This window comes from Cupriavidus sp. GW823-FHT07A04, assembly GCF_058794615.1.
Genome location: NZ_JBXAHA010000009.1, coordinates 237,723 through 259,007, shown reverse-complemented (window position 1 = coordinate 259,007; position 21,285 = coordinate 237,723). Strand labels below are relative to the sequence as shown.

Here is a 21,285-nt window from a genome sequence, read left to right as displayed (position 1 = left end):
CGCTGTCACGGCGTGGCTCGCGTTACAGCGCAGCGACCGGGATCTTGCCGATCTTGGCTTGCCATTCGGCGGGGCCGGTCTTGTGCACCGAGGTGCCTTCGCTGTCCACGGCCACCGTCACGGGCATGTCCTTGACGTCGAACTCGTAGATGGCTTCCATGCCCAGGTCTTCGAAGCCGACCACCTTGGCGTGCCGGATAGCCTTGGCCACCAGGTAGGCCGCGCCGCCGACTGCCATCAGGTAGGCAGACTTGTGCTTCTTGATGGCCTCGATCGCCACCGGGCCGCGCTCGGCCTTGCCGATCATCGAGATCAGGCCGGTTTCGGCCAGCATCATCTCGGTGAACTTGTCCATGCGGGTAGCGGTGGTGGGACCTGCCGGGCCGACGGCCTCGTCGCGCACCGGATCGACCGGGCCCACGTAGTAGATCACGCGGTTGGTGAAGTCCACTGGCAGCTTCTCGCCCTTGGCCAGCATGTCGGCGATGCGCTTGTGCGCGGCGTCGCGGCCGGTCAGCATCTTGCCGTTGAGCAGCAGGGTCTGGCCCGGCTTCCACGAGGCGACTTCTGCCGGCGTCAGCGTGTTCAGGTCGACGCGCTTGGAAGTCTCGGTGTTCGGTGCCCACTCGACCTTCGGCCAGGCCGACAGGTCAGGCGCTTCGAGCTTGGCCGGGCCGCTGCCGTCCAGCGTGAAGTGCACATGGCGGGTGGCCGCGCAGTTCGGGATCATCGCGACCGGCTTGGAGGCAGCGTGGGTGGGGTAGCCCATGATCTTGACGTCCAGCACGGTAGCCAGGCCGCCCAGGCCTTGCGCGCCGATGCCAAGCGCATTGACCTTCTCGTACAGCTCGACGCGCATTTCCTCGATCCAGTCCTGCGGGCCGCGAGCGATCACGTCCTGGATGTCGATCGGGTCCATCAGCGATTCCTTGGCCATGACCATGGCCTTCTCGGCGGTGCCGCCGATGCCGATGCCCAGCATGCCCGGCGGGCACCAGCCCGCGCCCATGGTCGGCACGGTCTTGAGCACCCAGTCGACGATGGAGTCGGACGGGTTGAGCATGACGAACTTCGACTTGTTCTCCGAGCCGCCGCCCTTGGCCGCCACCTGGATGTCCACGGTATTGCCCGGCACCACTTCGTAGTGGATCACGGCAGGGGTGTTGTCCTTGGTGTTCTTGCGGCCGCCTTCGGGCGGGCTCACGATGGACGCGCGCAGCACGTTGTCCGGGTTGGTGTAGCCGCGGCGCACGCCTTCGTTGATCATGTCCGACAGGCCCATGGTGGCGCCATCCCAGCGCACATCCATGCCGACCTTGACGAAGATCGTCACGATGCCGGTGTCCTGGCAGATCGGGCGCTTGCCTTCAGCGCACATGCGGCTGTTGGTCAGGATCTGCGCGATCGCATCCTTGGCCGCGGGACTCTGCTCCAGCTCATAGGCACGGCCCAGGCTGGCGATGTAGTCCATCGGGTGGTAATAGCTGATGTATTGCAGGGAGTCGGCGACGCTCTGGATGAGGTCTTCTTGTTTGATGACAGTCATTTTTGTGGGGAGGACAGTCGAGGGGAAATTCAGCCCGAAATCATACACCTAGCGAGGGGGAGGTGCCTGACTGCATGCGGTTGTCGACAGGGCCGCAGGTGCGCTTCGCTGCTCACGGCCGGCCGATGCGCGCTTCCTGCCGCGAAGTTCTTCGCCTGCCTGCGACGCTTGCCTTACAGGGCCTTACGGGCGGGTGAAAAGGCCCCGATTCCGTTTTCTCCTTGGCGCATGTTCACGGTGGGCCGGCGGTTATCTTGGCATCTCCTCAATAACGGAGATGTGACCATGACCTTGAGCGCAATTGGCAGCAACACGTCGCTGTCCAGCCTCTTTCAGACGCAGTACACCGGCAAAAGCTGCGGTAGCCAGGATGCGTCCAGTGGCAGCGACACCAGCAACTCGGCCAGCAATCCGGCCGATGCGCTGATGCAGGCACTTCAGCAAACGCTGGCGCAGTTGGGCATCACGACCTCGTCGTCCAGCACTGACAGTTCGACGACCGCGGCGTCCGCCTCGTCTGCCACTTCCGCCACCTCTGCCAGCACCGCTTCGGGCGCCGCCGCCAGCAGCAGCACCACCGCGTCCAGCGCAACGGACAGCGCCGATGCGTCCGGCAACGCGGTGCAGGCGTTCGTCGGCGCGCTGTTCCAGGCACTTGCCGCCCAGGCTGCCGGCACCACCGCGAGCCAGGGCACGAGCGCTGCTACCACCGCTACCACCGCCGCCAGCACGACCGACAGCACCGTAGCCAGCGCGACCGGCACCGATGCTGCGCAGACGACCCAATCGCCGGCTGCCGCAACCGGCCATCACCACCATCATCACCACTACCAGAGCGTCAGCGCGGACCTGTCCAGCCTGGCGCAAGAAGCTGGCGCCAGCAGCACTTCATCGAGTGGTGCCAGTTCGGATAGCGCCAGCAACCCGGCCTCAGCAACGCTCGCGACCCTCGAGACGGATTTTTCCGCGCTTCAGCAATCCGGTAGCTCGGGATCGACGGTATCCTTGCAGTCGTTCCTGCAGACGCTCTCGGCCAACCTGAGCAGCGGCAACGGTACGATGAGCACCGTTGGCAACTTCGTTACCACGCAGGCATAAAGAACCACCCGCAAGGGGGTGCTGCTGTTCCCGGCACGCCCTGCGCATGCTGCCCCGGCAGCGTGCGCGCGCCATCACATTCATGACTCCTCACGTGCTTCTCGTCGACGACGACCCCGTCGCCTGTGACCTGCTGTCACGCATCCTGCTATCCAGCGGCATGACGGTGTCAGTGCTGCATGACGGCTACGATTTGTCGCGTCGCCTCACGCAAGAGAGGCCATCGGTGGTGCTGCTCGATATCATGATGCCGCGCAAGGATGGGCTGAGCGCGTTGCAGGAAGTGCGCGCTGCCGGTGACGATGTGCCCATGATTTTCCTGTCGGCGCGTGGCGAGGCCGCCGACCGTGCCGCGGGCCTGGAGCTTGGCGCCGACGATTACCTGCCCAAGCCATTTTGCTCGCGCGAATTGCTGGCGCGGATCCACGCGGTGCTGCGCCGCCGCCCGCAGGCCCCGGGGAGCGCGCCGGAGCAGCGTCACTCTTACAGTTTTGGCCCGTTCGACGTCGATTTTTCCGCCCGCATCTTGACCCGCGACGGCGAGCGCCTGCCTTTGCGCGATACCGAATTCGCCATGCTCAAGGTCTTCACCGGCCACCCGATGAAGGTGCTTTCGCGCGCCCGGCTGCACGACCGTCTCTATGGCTCCGACATGCATTTCCGCGACCGCAGCCTGGATGTGCCGGTCTGGCGTTTGCGCCGCGTGATCGAGGAGGATCCATCCGTGCCTCGTTACATCCAGACCGTGCGGGGCCGCGGCTACGTCTTCGTCCCCGGGCTCGACGCGTTCTGCGCCGACGAAGCGCCGGACGCATGAAGAATCCGTTCAATACGCTGTTTGGGCGCATGGCGGTGCTATCCGTCTCCGTGCTCGTCATTGTCCATCTGGGCTGGACCGCGCTGATGTTTCACCTGCGCCCGCATGGTCAGGCGGACGGCATGGCACGGGGCATCGTGCTGGCGCTGGGCACGCTCGACGGGAGGCCGGGTGCCGGCGCGCAGCGCAAGCCAGGCGCCGCCATCCGGCTTGCCGCCCTTGGCACCGAGCCCGCCGCCGGCCCGTTGCCAGAACATGGACCCTTGCGCCATCTGCTGCGTGACCTTCGGCAAGGGCTTCCAGCAGGGTCGGAGCTGCGTGTGGACCAGGCATGGCCGCCGCACCTGTGGGCGCGCCTTCCCGGGCAGTCCCGCTGGGCGGTCATGGCGCTGGACATGCGGCCGCCGCCATTGCCGCCGTTCGTCTTTGAAACCACGGGCATGCTGGTCGCGGCGATCCTGCTGTCCCTGTTCGTGGCATGGCAGATGCAGCGCCCGATCGCCCGCGTGGCCGGTGCCGCGCGCGAGCTTGGCAATGGCGGGAGCGCGGCGCTGATTCCGGTGACGGGCCCGTCCGAGTTGCGCTATCTGGCCGAGTCCTTCAACGACATGATGCGCAGGCAGGCGGAGAGCCGCGAGAACCAGGCGGTCATGCTCGCCGGCGTGGCGCACGACCTGAAGTCGCCGCTGACCCGGCTGCGCCTGCGTGCCGACGTGCTCGCGAACACCGCTGAGCGCGGTGGCTTTGTGCAGGACATCGACTCGATCACGCATATCGTCAACCAGTTCCTGGAGTACGCGAACGAGAGTCCCGATCCCGGTGCGGCCATCGAAGTCGATGCCTTTCTGCGCCAGCAGTTTTCCGGCGCGTTGTTTCAGTTGCGCGTGGACGCCGGGCCGCGGTTCTTGTTGCCACGCACGCTGGTGGACCGGATGGTCACCAACCTGGTGGACAACGCGCTGGAGTACGGCATGCCGCCGATCCAGATCGAGACCCGGCTGGACGGCGAGCACTGGCATATCGTGATACGCGACCATGGCGAGGGCATGCCGGATGCGCAGGTCGAGGTGGCGATGCGTCCATTCGTGCGGCTAGACACCTCGCGCGGCGGCGACGGCCATTGTGGCCTTGGGCTGGCGATCGTCAGCCGCCTGGTGGAACGCATGGGGGGCAAATGCCTCGCTCGCAATGCGCCCGGGGGCGGTTTCCAGGTCTGCCTCGTGCTGCCCGCGCCGCAACCGCCAGAGCATCTGGTGGCATGAAGCGCTGGCTGCCGGCGAAAAAATCCGCGGCCTTGGCTGCGGTTCTGTGATGCCGGCGTTGGGCCGAAGCCCCTCAATGGGCTAGCCCTTGCCTGTCCTGCTGGCGCGCCAGGCGCGGCGGGCCAGCGGTCCGGGCCAGCTCGCCAGTGCGATGCCGGCCAGCACACAGGCGAGCGCCACGCCGTGCGGCCAGCCCGGCGTCTCCCCGAGGAAGACGATGCCGTAGGTGGCGGCCGCGATCGGCAGCACCGCAGTGAACACGCCCGCCATCTGTGCCGGCACATGGCGCACGCCTTTCATCCACAGCCAGAACGAGAAGATGCTGGCCGACAGCGCATACCAGAGCACCATCCACCATATGCTCGCCGGAACCGATGCCATGTCGAAATGCAGCAGCGGCATCAGGCCCAGTGGCAGCATCAGCAGCCCGCCGATCAAGTGCGTGTAGGCGCAGATCTCGATGGCCGCCAGGGTTTGCGCCAGGCGCCGCGAGAGGATCACGTAGATCGATTCGCAGACCACCGCGCCCATGATCATCAGGTTGCCGAGCAGCGCATGCTCGCTGCCGACGTCGGCAGCGCTGCCGCCGCCGTGGTCTGTGCCCCGCGCCACGTTCAGCACCGCAATGCCCGCCACCGCTAGCAAGACCGAGAACACGGTGCGCCGCGATAGCCGCTCGCGCAGGATCAGCCATGAGAGCAGGGCCACGGTCGCCGGGATGGTGCTGGTGATCACGCCTGCGGCCATGGCGCTGGTCAGCCGCACGCCGCCCAGCATCAGCAGCGTGAACAGGAACGTGCCGAAAAAGGCTTGCAGGAAGAGGTTGAGCCATTCGCCGCGCGAGACGGCGCGCATGCGCGCGGGGCGGTACCAGGGCGCCAGGCACACGATGGCGATGGCGAAGCGCAGCAGCGCGAACAGCAGGATGGGTACGTAAGCGACGATGGCCTTGCCCAGCCCGACATTGCTGCCGACGAGGGCCATTGAGGCAATCAGGAAGAGGGCGTGGATGGGCACGGGGTTCTGGGTGGCGGCGCTGTTTGATCGGGATCTGGCCGGCTTCTGGCCTGGTTCTGGCACGGTACTGGCCGGTGGCTAGCGCAGGCGCGTTGCGCTGAGCATGTCTGCCAGCGAAGGTCCGCAATGCCGCAGCGCCGCGTTCGGGATAGGGCTCGCGGCATTATAGCTGTGCTAGCCTAATGGAGAAGGCTGCACATCCTTACCCGTGTCCGGCCGTTATCCATGGTGCGCCGCAGCAGCCGGCGCACGGGTGGCGGCATGCGAGCGGGTTGGGTTTGGCAGCGTCAGGTTTAAGTAAGCCGTCGAGCGTAAGTTCGCAGCCAGGCAGCCACGCTATATCAGGAGACAAACAAATGTCCGCCATCGAGTCCGTGATGCAGGAGCATCGCATTTTCAATCCCCCGGCGTCGTTCGCCAAGCAAGCCGCGATCCCCAGCATGGAGGCTTATCAGGCTTTGTGCGACGAGGCTGAGCGCGACTACGAGGGTTTCTGGGCGCGCCACGCCCGCGAGCAACTGCACTGGACCAAGCCCTTCACCAAGGTACTGGACGAGAGCAATGCGCCGTTTTACAAGTGGTTCGAGGACGGCGAGCTCAATGCTTCCTTTAACTGCCTGGATCGCAACCTGGACAACGGCAATGCCGAGAAGGTGGCCATTGTCTTCGAGGCTGACGACGGCACCGTTACCAAGGTCACCTATCGCCAGTTGCATGCCAAAGTGTGCCAGTTTGCCAACGGCCTCAAGGCGCTGGGCATCAAGAAGGGCGACCGCGTCGTCATCTACATGCCCATGTCCGTCGAGGGCGTCGTAGCCATGCAAGCCTGCGCGCGCCTTGGCGCCACGCACTCGGTGGTGTTCGGCGGCTTCTCCGCCAAGTCGCTGCAAGAGCGGCTGGTCGACGTGGGCGCGGTGGCGCTGATCACCGCCGACGAGCAGATGCGCGGCGGCAAGGCGCTGCCACTCAAGGCCATTGCCGATGAAGCGCTGGCGCTGGGTGGCTGCGAAGCCGTGAAGAGCGTGATCGTGTACCGCCGCACGGGCGGCAAGGTCAACTGGGCCGAAGGCCGCGACCGCTGGATGGACGATGTCGCCGCCGGCCAGCCGCAGACCTGCGAGGCCGAGCCCGTCAGCGCCGAGCATCCGCTGTTCGTGCTCTACACCTCGGGCTCAACCGGCAAGCCCAAGGGCGTGCAGCACAGCACCGGCGGCTACCTGCTGTGGGCGCTGATGACGATGAAATGGAGCTTCGACATCAAGCCCGACGACATGTTCTGGTGTACCGCCGATATCGGCTGGGTCACCGGGCACACCTACATTGCCTACGGCCCGCTGGCCGCCGGCGCCACGCAGGTGGTGTTCGAAGGGGTGCCCACTTATCCCAACGCCGGCCGCTTCTGGGACATGATCGCGCGCCACAAGGTCAGCATCTTCTACACCGCGCCGACCGCGATCCGCTCGCTGATCAAGGCGGCCGAGGCCGACGAGAAGATCCATCCCAAGCAATACGACCTGTCCAGCCTGCGCCTGCTCGGCACGGTGGGCGAGCCCATCAACCCCGAAGCGTGGATGTGGTACTACCAGAATATCGGCGGCGAGCGCTGCCCGGTGGTCGACACCTTCTGGCAGACCGAGACCGGCGGCCACATGATCACGCCGCTGCCGGGCGCCACGCCGCTGGTGCCGGGCTCGTGCACCTTGCCGCTGCCGGGCATCATCGCGGCCATCGTTGACGAGACAGGGCAGGACGTACCGAATGGCAGCGGCGGCATCCTGGTGGTCAAGCGGCCGTGGCCTTCGATGATCCGCACCATCTGGGGCGACCCGGAGCGCTTCAAGAAGAGCTACTTCCCGGAAGAACTCGGCGGCAAGCTGTACCTTGCCGGCGACGGCTCGATCCGCGACAAGGAGACCGGCTACTTCACCATCATGGGCCGTATCGACGACGTGCTCAACGTCTCGGGCCACCGCATGGGCACGATGGAAATCGAGTCCGCGCTGGTCTCCAACCCGATGGTGGCGGAAGCCGCCGTGGTGGGCCGCCCGGACGACATGACCGGCGAGGCCATCTGCGCCTTCGTGGTGCTCAAGCGCTCCCGCCCGAACGAGGAAGAAGCCAAACAGATCGCCGCGGAGCTGCGCAACTGGGTGGGCAAGGAGATCGGCCCGATCGCCAAGCCCCGCGACATCCGCTTTGGCGACAACCTGCCCAAGACGCGTTCCGGCAAGATCATGCGGCGCCTGTTGCGCTCGCTGGCCAAGAACGAAGAGATCACCCAGGACACGTCCACCCTGGAAAACCCCGCCATCCTGGAGCAGTTGAAGCAGGCACAATAACGCGATAACGAGACAACGCGGTCATCCGCCCCTGCCGGCACGCCTTGCGCGTGCCGGCAGGTTGCTTGCTCGCCCAACCCGGCTGCCCAACCACTGCTCCCATGCCTGATGAACAGTCGCGCTTTCGCCGACGGCTGCTGCTGTACTACGGCTTGTTCACGATAGGCCTGTTTGTCTTTATCGGCATGATGGGCCTGCTGGAGCATTCCAGCGGCGATGCCCTCTGGCTCGGTTACGTCTTCCTGTTCGTCACCATCGCCATCTATGCGTGCATCGGGCTGATCTGCCGCACCTCCGACCTCAATGAATACTATGTAGCTGGCCGGCGCGTACCCGCGTTGTTTAACGGCATGGCGATCGCAGCCGACTGGATGAGCGCGGCGTCCTTCATCGGCTTGGCCGGCATCTTGTTTGCGTCGGGCTACGAAGGCCTGGCCTACGTGATGGGCTGGACCGGCGGCTATTGCCTCGTTGCGTTCCTGCTCGCGCCCTACCTGCGCAAGTACGGCGGCTACACCATCCCCGACTTCCTCGCCGCGCGCTATGGCAATGGCAAGCCCGGCGGCAACATGCCAGTGCGCGCGATCGCCGTGTTGGCGGCTTCGCTATGTTCCTTCGTCTATCTGGTGGCACAGATCCAGGGGGTAGGGCTGATTGTCACGCGCTTTATCGGCGTGGAGTTCGCCGTCGGCGTATTCTTCGGCCTGGCCGGCATCCTGGTGTGTTCCTTCCTTGGCGGCATGCGCGCGGTGACGTGGACCCAGGTTGCGCAATACATCATGCTGATCGCGGCCTTCCTGGTCACGGTCTCGATGATCGCGTGGAAGCACCATCACCAGGCGCTGCCGCAACTGAGCTACGGCACGCTGCTGCAGCAGCTCGACACGCGCGAGCGCAGCATCGAGCGCGACCCGGCCGAGCAAGCCGTGCGCGAGTACTACCGCCAGCAGGCCGTCCAGATGCAGGACCGCATCTCGCGGCTGCCGCAATCGTTCGATGAGGAGCGCAATGCGCTGTCCGCGCGCTTGCAGGAGCTGCGCTTGCGTAACGCACCGCTGCGCGAGATCAAGACGGTGGAGCGCGAGCGGGTCGAGTTTCCGCGTGACGTTGCCGCGGCCCAGCAGCAATGGAACCAGCAGCGCGAAGAAGCCCTGGCGCGCAGCCAGCCCTCCACGCCGTCGACCGAGCCCTATCCGTCGCCCTCGGAGGCGGAGCGCAAGACCAAGCGGCTGAACTTCGTGTTGCTGGTGTTCTGCCTGATGCTGGGTACCGCCAGCCTGCCGCACATCCTGACGCGGCTCTACACCACACCCTCGGTGAAGGAGTCGCGCAACTCGGTGGCGTGGGCGGTGTTCTTCATCGCGCTGCTCTACGTCTCCGCGCCCGCACTCGCGGCGCTGGTCAAGTACGAGTTCTTCCAGCACCTGGTTGGCACGCCATACGCGGAACTGCCGCAGTGGGTGGTGCAATGGCGCAAGGTCGATCCGCCGGTGTTCGGCATTCGCGATGTGAACGGCGACGGCATCGTGCAGTGGGCGGAGATCCTCATCCAGCCCGACATGATCGTGCTGGCCGCACCGGAAATCGCGGGCTTGCCTTACGTGATCTCGGGGCTGGTTGCCGCGGGCGCGCTGGCGGCCGCGCTATCCACCGCCGACGGCCTGCTGCTCACCATTGCCAACGCGCTGTCGCACGACGTTTTCTATCACATGGTCGACCGCACCGCGAGTCACCAGCGGCGTGTCACCACGGCCAAGATCGTGCTGCTGGGCGTGGCCCTGTTTGCCTCTTACGTCACCTCGCTGCGGCCCGGCAATATTCTCTTTCTCGTTGGCGCGGCCTTCTCCCTGGCCGCGTCCAGTTTCTTCCCGGTGCTGGTGCTGGCGATCTTCTGGCGCCGCACCACGGCTGCGGGCGCGGTGGCAGGCATGGTGGCCGGACTCGGCGTGGCGGTCTACTATATCTTCGTCAACTACCCGTTCTTTACCCGCATGACCGGCATTTTCGGCAATCGCTGGTTCGGCGTGGACCCGATCGCTTCCGGCGCATTCGGCGTGCCCGCCGGCTTTGCCGTAGCCATCCTGGTCAGCCTGCTGACGCCGCGCAACGCCCCGGTGATTGACCGTCTCGTGACGTACTTGCGACGCGGATAGGGCCTTCGATCACGAAACACTAGATTTGCGAAACAACACTCTGATATACTCGCGGACTTGCTGGAGAGATGGATGAGTGGTTTAAGTCGCACGCCTGGAAAGCGTGTATAGGTTAATACCTATCCGGGGTTCGAATCCCCGTCTCTCCGCCAGAACAACGGAAAAAGCCCTTGATATTCAAGGGCTTTTTCTATTTTCGGGGCAGATTCAGGGGCAGCGCGCGCGTCTTGCGCGCCGGCATGCGCGAACTCCCCATGCATAAAAAAAGCACCTGTAGCAGGTGCTTTTTTATTTCCCGCGGTTGAAGGGGGAGGGGGCCGAACCGGGTCGGCAAACTCATTGGGATCCGGTTCGGACTTGCAAGCCTAATCGGCTTGCTCGATCTCACTGCCATGCTGGCCAGAGGATCATCTGCCACTTACCTTCGCTTTGCTACTGCGTGTCTCAGTCGGCAGGACTCCAGTATAGGTCAGCAGGAATCGGGGTCAACCTGAGTTTAATGGCGGGTTGCTGGTGGCTCTCATGGACGGCTTTTGCCGGCGGTTCATCGTGCTTGTGAGTTCTGCTGCAGGTGGTGAACCGCGCGTGTTCCCGATGCCGTCGCGGCAAACGCGCCGTGCTACGATCGATAAAAAATCGGGATGAGACACACAGTGAGCCAAGACATTGCAGCGCGTTTCAATACGGAGTTCGCCCCGCGGATTGCGCAGACGATCGCGGATTTGTTCAAGCGCCGCGTTCACGTCGAGGTGGTGCCGGACGAGAGGCCTGGCCGCGCTGCGCGCGTCCGCCTTTCCGGCGAGCCGTTCGATGAGCCGCGGCGGTTCGCGCAGCCATTGAACGTATACCTGTCGTGGGACGGCCTCGAGGTGGAAGCGCTGTTCGCCGCCGGTGGCGCGGAAAAATTCGAGCACTATCTCGCGGCCCTGCCGGGCAAGATGCGCGCGTGGCAAACGCCCCGGCAGATCGATTTCGGGACGCGCTCGCAGGCAGACCCTACCGTGCTGCTTGGCGGGCTGGATTTCGAGCATTGAGGCTGAGCTGTTCGGGCGTACTCACCGCATCCCCTGCAGCCTTTCCACGTTTCGCACCAGATCCATCAGCCCCGGCGCGACTTCCCGCTCGCGCGCGGCGAATGGCTTGGCTTGTGCCGATACCCCGCAGTTGAAGATCAGCCATTGCGAATCCACCGGCCGGAACAGCGGCACGGCAAAGGCATGGACATCGCTGCGCCATTCGCCACGGTTCACGCAGTAGCCCTTGGCCTCGAAATCCTGCCGCAGGCGCACGATCTGTGGCTGGAAGCGCAGGAAGGCATCGGGGTCTTGGAGGCGCAGGCGATTGAGCACGCTTTCACGCTCTTCGGCGGGCGCCTTGCATAGCCAGGCCTTGCCGATCGCGGTGGTGAGCATGGGCAGCGCGGCGCCGATGTCCGGCACCGCGACAAGGCTGTCGGTGGAGCGGGCGGTCTCCACATAGATCATCTGCGTGCGGTCGCGCATGCCTAGCGATACCGCACCGCCGACGCGGTCGGCGAGCTCTTTCATCAACGGCCGGGCGATCTGGCGGATATGCATGCTGGCTAGCAGCGGATAGCCGAGCGAGAGCACGGGCGCGCCGAGCCGGTACTTGGCTTGCGCGGCGTCGCGCCGCAGGTAGCCGAGCACGGTCAGCGTGTGCGTGAGCCTTGCCACGGCTGATCTCGACTGGCCGGTGCGTTGTGCAAACTCCTTGTTGCCGAGCAGGGATTCGCCAGGGCGGTAGGCCAGCAGGATATCGATGCCGTGCGCGAGCGTGGTGGCGAACTGGCGATCGCCGGTGTCGCGCTCGTCGCCTACGGGCGTGCCGCGCGATCGGCCGGGTGAGGGCGCCGATGCCATCACGCGATCCCCAACGACGCTTCCACGCGCCGCACCATCCGCAGCAGGCGCGGCCCCATTTCGCGTTCGAGCTTTCGTGGTGTCATCCTGCCGCCTGGCACCCCGCAATTGAAGACCAGCACCTCGCCGTCGATCTCGGCACGCATCGGCACGGCCACGGCATGCACGTCGCGCTGCCATTCCCCGCGCGACAGGCAGAAGCCAAGCGTGGCGAAATCGTGCGCCGCGGCTTCCAGCGCGGTGGCGTGCGCCTGCCATTGCGCGGCGTCGCTGGCGCGTAGCGCCGCCAGCACCGGCTCGCGCTCGTCGGGGGATGCCTGGCACAGCCAGGCGCGTCCGATGGCGGTGGGGAGCATGGGCAGCGATGCGCCGATATCGGGCCGGAAGGCGATGGCGTCGTGCCCGCGGCTGGTCTCCACGTAGACCATTTGCAGCCGGTCGCGCAGGCCGAGCGAGACCGAGCCGCCCACTTCGTCGGCGAGCTGCTTCATCAACGGGCGCGCAAGCTGCCTGACCTTGAGGCTGGCCAGCAGCGGGTAGCCAAGCGAGAGCGCAGTGGAGCCCAGCCGGTAGCGGCGCAGATCGGTGTCGTAGAGCAACAGGCCGCGTGCCGCCAGCGTGTACGTCAGGCGGCTGATGGTGGCCTTGGACAGCCCGGTGCGCTCCGCCAATTGCTTGTTGCTCATGACCGTCTCTCCCACGCGAAAGCACTGCAGCAGCGCTAGCCCGTGCGCCAGCGTGGTGGCGAAGGCAGGGTCCGGGTGATGGGGGCGGAGCGGCATCTGGCGTGAGAGAAAAGCGGTTCAAAGGCGGTTCAAAGGCGGTTCAAAGGCGGCGCATGGGCTGCATCGCAGGGCAGTGGTACGCATCCATCATAGCCATCGCCGGGCATTCCGGGCACGTCTCGCGTTCAAGATAGCGAAACATCGATCCGCTTTTCTGGCACGGGTTGCTACGCTGGTTTCCACGCAGCCGATCCCGGCCGCACTTACCGGATGGAGCAAGACTGATGATCAGGGAACCGGACGCCTTTCAAGCCTTTCTGGCCGAATTGCGGCGTTTCGTGCGCGAGCGGCTGGTGCCGCGCGAGGCCGAGGTGGCCGCGCTCGATGCCATACCCGAAGCGCTGGTAAAGGAAATGGCCGAGCTGGGCTTGTTCGGCTTTTCGATTCCCGAGGCGTACGGCGGCGCCGGCATGACAACCGAGGAACTCGTGCTGGCGGCGCTGGAGTTGTCACAGTGCTCGGTGGCCTTCCGCGCGCGGGTGGGCACCAATACCGGCATTGGCTCGGAAGCGCTGGTGGCGGATGGCACGCCCGAGCAAAAGCGCCGCTACCTGCCTTTGCTCGCCAGTGGCGAGCTGACCGGCTCGTTCGCGCTGACCGAGCCGGAGGCCGGTTCGGATGCCACGGCGCTGACGACTTCCGCGCGGCGCGACGGCGACCACTATGTGCTCAACGGCACCAAGTGCTTCATCACCAATGCGCCCATTGCTGGCTTGTTCACCGTGATGGCGCGTACCGATCCCGCGCGTAGCGGGGCGGCCGGCATCTCGGCGTTTATCGTGGAGCGCGGCACGCCGGGCCTGACCACCGGGCAGCCGTATCGCAAGATGGGGCAGGAGGGATCGCCGGTCTCGGAGGTGCACTTCAACGATTGCCGCGTGCCCGGCGCCAACCTGATCGGAGGCGAGGAAGGGCAAGGATTTCGCACGGCGATGAAGGTGCTCAACAAGCAGCGCATCCATCTGGCGGCGCTGTGCACGGGGCCGGCCATCCGCATGCTGGACGAAGCGATCCGCTTCGTCACCGGGCGCCAGCAGTTCGGCCAGCCGTTGGCGGAGTTCCAGCTGGTGCAGGCAATGATCGCCGATTGCCAGACCGAGATCTTTGCTGCGCGCGCGCTGATCATGGAAACGGCGCGCCAGCGCGATCGCGGCGAAGACGTGACCATGCAAGCCTCGATGTGCAAGTACTTCGCCTCCGAGATGTGCGGGCGCGTGGCGGATCGCTGCGTGCAGATGTTTGGCGGCTACGGCTATATCGCGGACTTCGGCATCGAGCGCTTCTATCGCGACGTACGCCTGTTCCGCCTGTACGAAGGCACCAGCCAGATCCACCAGCTCAATATCGCCAAGCGCACGCTGGCGCAGGCCGCGGCGAGCTGATCACGAAAGCGCAGAACAGCCGCCGGCCAACTTGCCAGGCGGCGTCATTCCGTCAAGGAGACACCATGTTGAAAACCTTGCTTGCAGCGGGCTCCGTCCTGCTGACCCTGCCTGGGCTTGCGCAACCGGCGCTGGCCGAGGCAAGTTATCCGGCCAAAGTGATCCGCCTGGTCGTGCCGTTCCCGCCGGGTGGGTCCACCGACACGCTGGCGCGCTTGCTGGCCGAGCAATTGAAGGAAGAACTCGGCCAGACCGTGGTCGTTGAGAACAAGGCAGGCGCTGGCGGCAATATCGGCGGCGATGCGGTGGCCAAGGCTGCGCCCGATGGCTACACGCTGCTGCTGGCCGCGGCCGGTCCCACGGTGATCAACCCCAGCCTTTACGCGCGCATGTCCTATGACCCCCTGCGAGACCTCGCACCGGTCACGATGCTGGCGCGCGAGCACAACCTGATGGCGGTCAACCCGTCGGTGCCTGCGCACAACCTCAAGGAGTTCATCGCCTATGCCAAGAGCAAGCCCGGGCAGCTCAGCTTTGGCTCGCCGGGCAACGGCACCACGGCGCAACTCGCGGGCGAGCTGCTGAACCAGTCCGCCGGCATCAAGCTGCAGCACGTACCGTACAAGGGCAGCGGCCCCGCGGTGGCCGACCTGATCGCCGGGCATATCACGCTGATGATCGACAACATGCCGGCGTTGCTGCCGTTTGTGCAATCGGGCCGCCTGCGTGCCCTGGCGGTGGCCAGCGACAAGCGCGCCAGCGCCTTGCCCGATGTGCCGACGGTCGAGGAGGCCGGGCTCAGGGGCTATGTGGTGACCGCGTGGAAGGGGCTGATGGCGCCGGCTGGCACGCCGCGCCCGATCATTGCCAAGCTGCATGATGCGACAGCGAAGATCCTGGCCAAGCCCCAGATTCGCAAGCGCCTGGTGGACCTCGGCGCGGAGCCGGTAGGCAACACGCCCGAGCAGTTCGCCGCGCTGATCCGCAGTGATACGGCGTGGTGGGCCGCGCTGGTGAAGTCGACTGGAACCACGCTCGACTAAGCACGCTGCCCTGAGCCAATTTCCAACACACCAGAACATCGCCTCGGCACCCGCATGAACCACATAGATCAAGACGCGCCCGCCGCGCAGCAGAACGGACCGCTCGCCGGCGTGCGCATCCTCGACATGGCCACGGTAGTCGCCGCGCCATTTGCCAGCACGCTATGCGCGGACATGGGCGCGGAAGTCGTCAAGCTCGAGTTGCCCGATGGCACCGATCCGCTGCGCGGGCTCGCGCCGGTGAAGGGCAAGCTGCCGCTGTACTGGAAGGTCACCAATCGCGGCAAGCGCGGCATCACGCTGGATGTGCGCAAGCCGCAAGGACGCGCGCTGTTTCTCAAGATGCTGCCGCGGTTCGATGTGCTGGTAGAGAATTTCCGCACTGGCACGCTGGATCGCTGGGGCCTCGACGCCGAGACCTTGCACGCAGCCAATCCGCGCCTGACGATCCTGCGCCTGACCGGCTTTGGCCAGACGGGGCCGTATGCGGGGCGAGCCGGCTTTGCGCGCGTGTTCGAGGCGATGAGCGGGTTCACCAACCTGGCGGGCGATCCGTCGGGCTCGCCGATGCACATGAACTATCCGATGGGCGACATGGTGGCCGGGCTGTTCGGCGCGTTCTCGATCGCAGCCGCCGTGGCCGACAGCCGGCGCGCGCACGCGCATGGCAACGAGGCGCGTGGCCGCGAGATCGACCTGTCCGCCACCGAGGCACTGTTCCGCCTGCTGGAGCCACTGGCAGTGGAGTACGAGCAACTGGGGCAGGTGCGCCAGCGCGCCGGCAATCGCGCCACCTACACCGCGCCATCGAATATGTACGCTACCGCGGACGGGCACTGGGTTTCGCTCGTGGCGTCATCGGACCCGATCTTCCGCCGGCTTTGCCATGCCATCGGCAAACCTGCCATGGCCGACGATCCGCGCTATGCCAGCAACCCGGCGCGCGTGCGTCATCTCGATACGCTCGACGCCATCGTCAAGACCTGGTTTGCCGCGCATGACGACGAAGCCGTGGCGCGGGCGCTGGGCGCGCACGAGATCCCGTTCAGCAAGATCTTCACCATTGTCGATATCCTGGAGGATCCGCATTTCCAGTCACGCGGCGCGGTCGTCCGCCTGCCCGACCCCGATCTCGGCTCGATTCCCGCGCCCTGCGTGGTGCCGAGGTTTTCCGGCCATGCGCCACCGGCACCCCGCAGCGGCCCCGCGGTGGGCGAGCACAACGCGGCGTTCTACGCCGAGCTTGGCCTGACGCCGGCCGATCTGGAAACGCTGCGCGAACTGCAGGTGGTCTGACAAGCGCGGTGCACCGGCGTTGCGGCAGCCTCGTGCGCAACTCGTGCTACAGTGGCCTGATCCGATTCTCCGGAGGAGCATCATGGCTAAGGATTCCACGCCGCATCTTCAGGCAATTGTCCAGACAGCGCCGCAGGCCGGGCGCTATGTGTGGGTGATCACGCTGGTCGACTTCGCTGCGCAGATGGTCAAGCGCACCATTGTTTCGGACGATACCTTCACCACCTCGGACGCGGCGCGCGTGGCTGGCGACGCGCAGCTCAAGGCGATGGCGGCGGATAAGTAGCCGCTACGCGCGCCATGGGAAAGCGCAGCATTGACACTGTCGGCGCGCAGCGGCCCGCTCGCTGACTGCATGTGCAAGGCGCGGGAGCGATGATGAGCATGTGCGAGGCCTGTGCGCAGATACGGCCCGGCTCGACCGGTGGCACGGGGCATCCCCGGCTGCTTCTGACGGATACGCAGCGCATCAAGCCGCGTGGCCAGCCCGCGATCACCTTTGCCACCTACACCTGTGCCGATTGCGGCTGCCGCTGGCGCCATGAGAGCGACAAGAACGGCAAGGGGCCGGGTTGGTCGATACAGCCGGCAGACTGACGCGGCCCGATTTGCCTGAAAGCATTCCCGCCACCGCCTGGCAACAGGGCGGGGCGAATCCGTGGCGGTGCGGCGCCGGCCGCATCCACCCATCCATCATCGACAGGGGAGCGCAAGTTGGACACTGGACCTTTCACCCGCTACAAAGGCTTCGATCTCTACCCGCTAATCTATCGTCACCAGGCGGAACGTACCTGGCCCGAGCGCCGGCCGGATCGCAGCTTCAACGCGTCGGTGGTGATCTGCCGCGAAGGGCATGAGCCGGGGACCGAGCGCTCGCGCGTGTTTCGCCTCAGCGCCGCGCCCTGGGACAATATCGGCACCGCGCGCCGCGGCGCCGTGAAGTTCGGCGAGGACATCATCAACGGCCTGGTCCCGGGCGAGTCCGTTGCTGCGCTGTAGGGCGCTGTAGGGAGGCCTTGGGGGGCGGTCAAGCGCGGCAGCCGCGGTGGCAGCGGGCGGCCACCGCGGCGCTTCATCACGGCGCTATGGCGCTATGAAGTCATGGGCTCATGGGATCATGGCGCTGTACACCGTGTTCCTGAACCACGCGCGGTAATACTCGCGCTGCCCCGGCGCCTGCATCATCCAGATCGCCACGGTCTTCTCCTTCGGGTCGACCCAGAAGTAGGTGCCCCCGACCCCGCCCCAGTAGTAGTCCCCGACCGATCCCGGCGTGGCCGATTCGCCGGTGCCCGTGCGCGTGCCGAACCCCAGGCCAAAGCCATAGCCCGGCCCCGGCAGGTAGGCCGCGCCGCGCGCCAGGGAACGGGCGCCCACGATGCCAAGGTGGTCGGCCGTCATGTAGGCGACCGTCTTGGGCGATAGCAGGCGCACCCCGTCGATCTCGCCGCCATTGAGCAGCATCTGGGCAAAGCGGAAGTAGTCGGCCGCGGTCGACACCAGGCCGCCGCCGCCCGATTCAAGCTTCGGGGCGCGGCGCACGTCGATCAGCCCGACCGGCACCTTGCTGTCGGGATCGACGGCAAAGGGCTCCGCAATGCGGCCTTGTTGTGCCGGCGGAACCCAGAAACCGGTGTCCTTCATCTGCAATGGCGCAAAGATCCGCTGCTGCAGATGCGTGGCCAGCGTCTGGCCCGACACGCGCTCGAGCAGGGCGCCCAGGACATCGGTGGAGCGGCTGTATTCCCACGTGGTGCCGGGCTGGAACTGCAGCGGCACCTTGGCCAGACGCGCGATGAACTCGGTATTGCTTTGCTCGGTGGCATCCACGTCCAGCCGCTTGTATTCCTCCTTGACAAGCGACTTGCCGAACACGCCGTAGGTCAGGCCAGACGTGTGGCGCAGCAGGTCCTGCACGGTCATTTCGCGCTGGGCGGGCACCAGTTCCAGCACGGGCTTGCCGGCAGCGTCGATCTTCTCCACGCCAACGCGCAGGTCCTTAAGCTCGGGCAGGTACTTCGACACCGGGTCGGCCAGCTGGATGCGGCCGTCCTCGACCATCATCATGACTGCCACCGAGACGATCGGCTTGCTCATCGAGTAGATGCGGAATATCGAGTCCGGGCGCATCGGCACCTTGCCCGCCGCGTCCTGCCAGCCAATGGTCTGCGTGTTGACGATGCTGCCATTGCGGGCCACCAGGTAGACGGCGCCGGGAATGCGCCCTTGCGCGACATCGGCACGCACGCGCGCGCTCATGCTGTCCAGTTGCGTGGCGGAGAAGCCGGTCGTGAGCGGTGCGGTATTTTGCGTGTTGGCCGGGGCCGCGCAGGCAGCCAGCAGTGCGACCGCCAGCGCAGGCAAAGTGCTGCGTATCATTTGTCTCATCCTTTGTCTTATCGTTGTCTTGGCAATGTCTTATCGATGCAGCCTCGGTGTGGCACCGATGTGGCATCGGGAAGGGCTCGATTGCTGCAAATGCAAGGTGATCATCGCATGCGGGTTGGCGCGCGTGAATCGAGGCTCACCCGAATCGGGCCGCGCGCCATGCTACGATCCCGACAAATCATCGGAGGTGAAGATGTCAAAACACGTGTTCACTCGCAGCCAGTACCTGGCCATCCTCAATGAAAGCCTGAAGAACGACCCGAGGTGGAAGCCAGGCATGGCCTTTGTCTTTCATCCGTTGGGCGCGGACGAAGCCAGCGCGACCGGTGTCGGGTGCACCGGCCCCGACGAGGCGCTTCCCGTCTATGCGGAGATCGAGCGGGTGGCGGCGGATTTGATCGAGGTGAGGCAGGCGCGGTAGGGGGCTGGCGCGGTGACGCCATGCAGTGCCGGCCAGGCGTGCATCGCGTCATGTGCACGTCGGAAAGGTGGGCCTTCCCGCCGACCTGCGTACAATACCGCCCCAGACAGACTCTAGCGGAACAAGCCGTGAAAAAGACCGACCTCGAAAAGAACAAAGCGTTGAAGCTCGCAAACAGCCTGAAGCTGTCCGCGGCAGTCCGTGCCGGCCGTGATACCGGCCCGGCCAAGGTCGATCGCCGCGAACAGCGCCGGCTCGACCAGGAACAAGGCCTGGTGCCGTTTGCATGCAAGCTGGATGCCGAACTGGTGAAGCGCCTGCAGGCACTGGCGCCGGCACACGCCGGTGGCATGAGCGGCCTGCTGAAAGAAGCGCTGGAACGCGGCCTGCCGCAGGAAGACGCGGCAGCCTGATTGCAGCGCGCTGGGCCGGGTGGGCAAGAAGCACTGGTTTGTGCCTTCTTGTCCACGCAAACGGTGTGGTGCGCAGGGCCGTAGCAAACAGAAGCAAGCAAAACGCCCGCTGGGTTTCAGCGGGCGTTTTGCTTTTGCTGTTTTGCTTTGAGGGAAGGGGGGTCTCCCGGATGCCGTTCCTGTGTGAGCGAGGGCAAAACCTCAATGCACGAACAGCCAGATCAGCAGCAATACGAAGGCAGGGACACCGAGCAGCCAGGCGAGAATGTAGGGCATGATTTCCTTCCTTTCCTATCTGTTTTCCACGGTTCCACTATAGGCACGGCCGTTCTGGCAGGGTGTCCGGCGGTTTCCGCTTGCGGTGTAGGACTGGGCTGACGGGGGCGGGAAAGACTCGGGGCAGTGCGGTTGCCCGCGGCGAGGCACGCCAGGGCGGAGGGAACGGAGCGGCCGCGGGGACCGCTCCAGGGGATCACAGCCTTATGGCCGTCATCCCTTCGGGGTGGAGCAAAGGGCGCTCAGTCCTCTTCGCCTTCTTCCGAGTCGAGGAAATCGCGGCGAAGCATCCAGTTTTCGATGGCCTCATCGCAGATTTTCTTGAGCTTTTGCTTCTCCGGCACTTTGTCGAACAGCTCAAAGTTCACCAGCGCGATGCCGGCGTCGGAGATGTAGAACAGGCGGCCGGGCTCGTCGTAATGCACGATGCGCCCGTCGATGCCGCTTTCCTCGCTGTCGACCGGCATGTCTTCCAGTTCGACTACCCGGCAGGTGAAGCGGGGCGCGCGGGTGTGGGTCAGATATTCAAATTCGTCATGCATGACCTCGCCGCCCTTGGGCGTAAAGATCGCGAAGCCCCAGATAAAGCGGGGCATCGGCAGATCGGACAGATCATCAATCTCGTCCATGGTGTTCTCCCTGATTCGATAACCCGCATTATCGCTCGGCCAGGGCACAAGCACCAAAATGTTCTGGCGATGACCTGCTCGGGCGCTGCTCCGGAGCCCTATTTCGCTGCGTGGCAGTTGGCGTAGGCCGGTGGCGCGCTCTCGCCCTTGGTCAGGTCCTGCAGCATGCCTTCGTCGCCCTTGGTGATCCACAGATACGCGCCATGCGCATAGCGGGCGCCCGAGCCGGTCAGCACGCTGACAAAGAGCAGCGGCTTGCCATCCAGCCGCAAGATGGCGATCTGGTTGTCGGTGCTGTTGAAATAGCGCGCCGTGACCTGCTTGCCGTCTTCGCACTGGTAGCGCACGGCACGGGGCGGGTCGAAGCGCACGCCGTCGATGCCGGGCTTGGCCATGGCGGGGGCAACGGCCAGGCCGATGGTGGCGGCGATGGCGCAGGTAGTGAAGCGACGCAGGGGCGAACGAAGAGGCATATGGTTTCCTTGTTGGCTAGCTCGGTAGCAAGATGCCGATGGCTGATGAGGCGGCCCAGGTCGTGAC

At 65.4% G+C, this 21,285-nt stretch carries 21 protein-coding genes and 1 tRNA gene; 15 read left to right on the top strand and 7 right to left on the bottom strand.

All coding sequences use genetic code 11. The annotated features are described in order from the left end of the window. Positions 1 to 22: 22 nt before the first annotated feature. The gene (locus AC1Q7Q_RS17745) at positions 23 to 1,546 is read right to left on the bottom strand and encodes a fumarate hydratase (protein ID WP_492376242.1); all 1,524 of its coding nucleotides are present in this window, start codon (positions 1,544 to 1,546) and stop codon (positions 23 to 25) included. A 285-nt stretch (positions 1,547 to 1,831) separates the two neighbouring features. On the opposite strand from AC1Q7Q_RS17745, the gene AC1Q7Q_RS17740 reads away from it, so the two are divergent. From AC1Q7Q_RS17740 to AC1Q7Q_RS17730, 3 genes are all read left to right on the top strand, one after another. Then, a complete protein-coding gene (locus tag AC1Q7Q_RS17740; protein ID WP_492376241.1) occupies positions 1,832 to 2,644 on the top strand; it encodes a hypothetical protein in 813 nt (270 codons plus the stop codon). Between the two features lie 82 nt (positions 2,645 to 2,726). After that, the gene (locus tag AC1Q7Q_RS17735) at positions 2,727 to 3,461 is read left to right on the top strand and encodes a response regulator (protein ID WP_492376240.1); all 735 of its coding nucleotides are present in this window, start codon (positions 2,727 to 2,729) and stop codon (positions 3,459 to 3,461) included. Then, complete coding sequence (locus AC1Q7Q_RS17730; protein WP_492376239.1) at positions 3,458 to 4,723, top strand: sensor histidine kinase; 1,266 nt, start codon at positions 3,458 to 3,460, stop codon at positions 4,721 to 4,723. The genes AC1Q7Q_RS17735 and AC1Q7Q_RS17730 overlap by 4 nt, the downstream gene beginning before the upstream one ends. Positions 4,724 to 4,804: 81 nt before the next feature. Here AC1Q7Q_RS17730 and AC1Q7Q_RS17725 read toward each other — a convergent pair whose 3' ends face one another. Next, positions 4,805 to 5,740 (bottom strand): DMT family transporter, encoded by a 936-nt coding sequence (locus tag AC1Q7Q_RS17725; RefSeq protein WP_492376238.1) that lies wholly within the window; start codon positions 5,738 to 5,740, stop codon positions 4,805 to 4,807. 356 nt (positions 5,741 to 6,096) lie between these two features. Between AC1Q7Q_RS17725 and acs the strand changes: the two genes are divergently transcribed. From acs to AC1Q7Q_RS17705, 4 genes are all read left to right on the top strand, one after another. Next, positions 6,097 to 8,079 carry an acetate--CoA ligase gene (gene acs / locus AC1Q7Q_RS17720; RefSeq protein ID WP_492376237.1) on the top strand — a complete coding sequence of 661 codons (1,983 nt, stop codon included), beginning with the start codon at positions 6,097 to 6,099 and terminating at the stop codon, positions 8,077 to 8,079. 101 nt (positions 8,080 to 8,180) lie between these two features. After that, a complete protein-coding gene (locus tag AC1Q7Q_RS17715; protein WP_492376236.1) occupies positions 8,181 to 10,232 on the top strand; it encodes a VC_2705 family sodium/solute symporter in 2,052 nt (683 codons plus the stop codon). 62 nt (positions 10,233 to 10,294) lie between these two features. After that, positions 10,295 to 10,384 (top strand) — tRNA-Ser (locus AC1Q7Q_RS17710). Between the two features lie 501 nt (positions 10,385 to 10,885). Then, positions 10,886 to 11,266, top strand: a complete 381-nt coding sequence (locus tag AC1Q7Q_RS17705; RefSeq protein WP_492376235.1) for a DUF5594 family protein — start codon at positions 10,886 to 10,888, stop codon at positions 11,264 to 11,266. A 21-nt stretch (positions 11,267 to 11,287) separates the two neighbouring features. Here the strand turns inward: AC1Q7Q_RS17705 and AC1Q7Q_RS17700 are convergent, their stop codons facing one another. Beyond that, positions 11,288 to 12,112 (bottom strand): IclR family transcriptional regulator, encoded by an 825-nt coding sequence (locus tag AC1Q7Q_RS17700; protein ID WP_492376234.1) that lies wholly within the window; start codon positions 12,110 to 12,112, stop codon positions 11,288 to 11,290. Then, the gene (locus tag AC1Q7Q_RS17695; protein WP_492376233.1) at positions 12,112 to 12,894 is read right to left on the bottom strand and encodes an IclR family transcriptional regulator; all 783 of its coding nucleotides are present in this window, start codon (positions 12,892 to 12,894) and stop codon (positions 12,112 to 12,114) included. The genes AC1Q7Q_RS17700 and AC1Q7Q_RS17695 overlap by 1 nt, the downstream gene beginning before the upstream one ends. A 227-nt stretch (positions 12,895 to 13,121) precedes the next feature. On the opposite strand from AC1Q7Q_RS17695, the gene AC1Q7Q_RS17690 reads away from it, so the two are divergent. The 6 genes from AC1Q7Q_RS17690 to AC1Q7Q_RS17665 all read left to right on the top strand — a co-directional run bounded on the left by AC1Q7Q_RS17690 (position 13,122) and on the right by AC1Q7Q_RS17665 (position 17,617). Further along, on the top strand, positions 13,122 to 14,279 hold the full coding sequence (locus tag AC1Q7Q_RS17690; RefSeq protein ID WP_416049155.1) for an acyl-CoA dehydrogenase family protein: 1,158 nt from the start codon (positions 13,122 to 13,124) through the stop codon (positions 14,277 to 14,279). Between the two features lie 65 nt (positions 14,280 to 14,344). Then, positions 14,345 to 15,322: a Bug family tripartite tricarboxylate transporter substrate binding protein gene (locus AC1Q7Q_RS17685; protein WP_492376232.1), complete on the top strand. Its 978-nt coding sequence runs from the start codon at positions 14,345 to 14,347 to the stop codon at positions 15,320 to 15,322. 54 nt (positions 15,323 to 15,376) lie between these two features. Continuing rightward, entirely contained in the window at positions 15,377 to 16,618 is a 1,242-nt protein-coding gene (locus AC1Q7Q_RS17680; protein WP_492376231.1) for a CaiB/BaiF CoA transferase family protein, read from the top strand. Positions 16,619 to 16,700: 82 nt separating this feature from the next. Continuing rightward, entirely contained in the window at positions 16,701 to 16,904 is a 204-nt protein-coding gene (locus AC1Q7Q_RS17675) for a hypothetical protein (protein WP_043347764.1), read from the top strand. A gap of 89 nt (positions 16,905 to 16,993) precedes the next feature. Then, on the top strand, positions 16,994 to 17,215 hold the full coding sequence (locus AC1Q7Q_RS17670; RefSeq protein ID WP_253927639.1) for a hypothetical protein: 222 nt from the start codon (positions 16,994 to 16,996) through the stop codon (positions 17,213 to 17,215). Positions 17,216 to 17,332: 117 nt separating this feature from the next. Further along, positions 17,333 to 17,617 (top strand): hypothetical protein, encoded by a 285-nt coding sequence (locus tag AC1Q7Q_RS17665; RefSeq protein ID WP_043347757.1) that lies wholly within the window; start codon positions 17,333 to 17,335, stop codon positions 17,615 to 17,617. Positions 17,618 to 17,725: 108 nt separating this feature from the next. Here AC1Q7Q_RS17665 and AC1Q7Q_RS17660 read toward each other — a convergent pair whose 3' ends face one another. After that, on the bottom strand, positions 17,726 to 18,997 hold the full coding sequence (locus tag AC1Q7Q_RS17660; RefSeq protein WP_492387192.1) for a serine hydrolase domain-containing protein: 1,272 nt from the start codon (positions 18,995 to 18,997) through the stop codon (positions 17,726 to 17,728). A gap of 202 nt (positions 18,998 to 19,199) precedes the next feature. Between AC1Q7Q_RS17660 and AC1Q7Q_RS17655 the strand changes: the two genes are divergently transcribed. Continuing rightward, on the top strand, positions 19,200 to 19,427 hold the full coding sequence (locus AC1Q7Q_RS17655; RefSeq protein WP_150983206.1) for a hypothetical protein: 228 nt from the start codon (positions 19,200 to 19,202) through the stop codon (positions 19,425 to 19,427). Between the two features lie 128 nt (positions 19,428 to 19,555). Beyond that, positions 19,556 to 19,840: a hypothetical protein gene (locus AC1Q7Q_RS17650; RefSeq protein WP_043347749.1), complete on the top strand. Its 285-nt coding sequence runs from the start codon at positions 19,556 to 19,558 to the stop codon at positions 19,838 to 19,840. Between the two features lie 518 nt (positions 19,841 to 20,358). On the opposite strand, the gene AC1Q7Q_RS17645 is transcribed toward AC1Q7Q_RS17650, so the two are convergent. Together AC1Q7Q_RS17645 and AC1Q7Q_RS17640 are read right to left on the bottom strand one after the other, a co-directional pair. Continuing rightward, complete coding sequence (locus tag AC1Q7Q_RS17645) at positions 20,359 to 20,745, bottom strand: hypothetical protein (protein ID WP_043347745.1); 387 nt, start codon at positions 20,743 to 20,745, stop codon at positions 20,359 to 20,361. Between the two features lie 98 nt (positions 20,746 to 20,843). After that, positions 20,844 to 21,218 carry an MliC family protein gene (locus AC1Q7Q_RS17640; protein WP_492376099.1) on the bottom strand — a complete coding sequence of 125 codons (375 nt, stop codon included), beginning with the start codon at positions 21,216 to 21,218 and terminating at the stop codon, positions 20,844 to 20,846. Positions 21,219 to 21,285: the final 67 nt, after the last annotated feature.

Excerpts from the sequence above, each read along its gene's own strand:
- AC1Q7Q_RS17745 (WP_492376242.1), bottom strand. The coding sequence starts at position 1,546 with ATGACTGTCATCAAACAAGAAGACCTCATCCAGAGCGTCGCCGACTCC.
- AC1Q7Q_RS17740 (WP_492376241.1), top strand. The coding sequence starts at position 1,832 with ATGACCTTGAGCGCAATTGGCAGCAACACGTCGCTGTCCAGCCTCTTT.
- AC1Q7Q_RS17735 (WP_492376240.1), top strand. The coding sequence starts at position 2,727 with ATGACTCCTCACGTGCTTCTCGTCGACGACGACCCCGTCGCCTGTGAC.
- AC1Q7Q_RS17730 (WP_492376239.1), top strand. The coding sequence starts at position 3,458 with ATGAAGAATCCGTTCAATACGCTGTTTGGGCGCATGGCGGTGCTATCC.
- acs (WP_492376237.1), top strand. The coding sequence starts at position 6,097 with ATGTCCGCCATCGAGTCCGTGATGCAGGAGCATCGCATTTTCAATCCC.
- AC1Q7Q_RS17715 (WP_492376236.1), top strand. The coding sequence starts at position 8,181 with ATGCCTGATGAACAGTCGCGCTTTCGCCGACGGCTGCTGCTGTACTAC.
- AC1Q7Q_RS17700 (WP_492376234.1), bottom strand. The coding sequence starts at position 12,112 with ATGGCATCGGCGCCCTCACCCGGCCGATCGCGCGGCACGCCCGTAGGC.
- AC1Q7Q_RS17695 (WP_492376233.1), bottom strand. The coding sequence starts at position 12,894 with ATGCCGCTCCGCCCCCATCACCCGGACCCTGCCTTCGCCACCACGCTG.
- AC1Q7Q_RS17690 (WP_416049155.1), top strand. The coding sequence starts at position 13,122 with ATGATCAGGGAACCGGACGCCTTTCAAGCCTTTCTGGCCGAATTGCGG.
- AC1Q7Q_RS17685 (WP_492376232.1), top strand. The coding sequence starts at position 14,345 with ATGTTGAAAACCTTGCTTGCAGCGGGCTCCGTCCTGCTGACCCTGCCT.
- AC1Q7Q_RS17680 (WP_492376231.1), top strand. The coding sequence starts at position 15,377 with ATGAACCACATAGATCAAGACGCGCCCGCCGCGCAGCAGAACGGACCG.
- AC1Q7Q_RS17675 (WP_043347764.1), top strand. The coding sequence starts at position 16,701 with ATGGCTAAGGATTCCACGCCGCATCTTCAGGCAATTGTCCAGACAGCG.
- AC1Q7Q_RS17670 (WP_253927639.1), top strand. The coding sequence starts at position 16,994 with ATGATGAGCATGTGCGAGGCCTGTGCGCAGATACGGCCCGGCTCGACC.
- AC1Q7Q_RS17660 (WP_492387192.1), bottom strand. The coding sequence starts at position 18,997 with ATGATACGCAGCACTTTGCCTGCGCTGGCGGTCGCACTGCTGGCTGCC.
- AC1Q7Q_RS17655 (WP_150983206.1), top strand. The coding sequence starts at position 19,200 with ATGTCAAAACACGTGTTCACTCGCAGCCAGTACCTGGCCATCCTCAAT.
- AC1Q7Q_RS17645 (WP_043347745.1), bottom strand. The coding sequence starts at position 20,745 with ATGGACGAGATTGATGATCTGTCCGATCTGCCGATGCCCCGCTTTATC.
- AC1Q7Q_RS17640 (WP_492376099.1), bottom strand. The coding sequence starts at position 21,218 with ATGCCTCTTCGTTCGCCCCTGCGTCGCTTCACTACCTGCGCCATCGCC.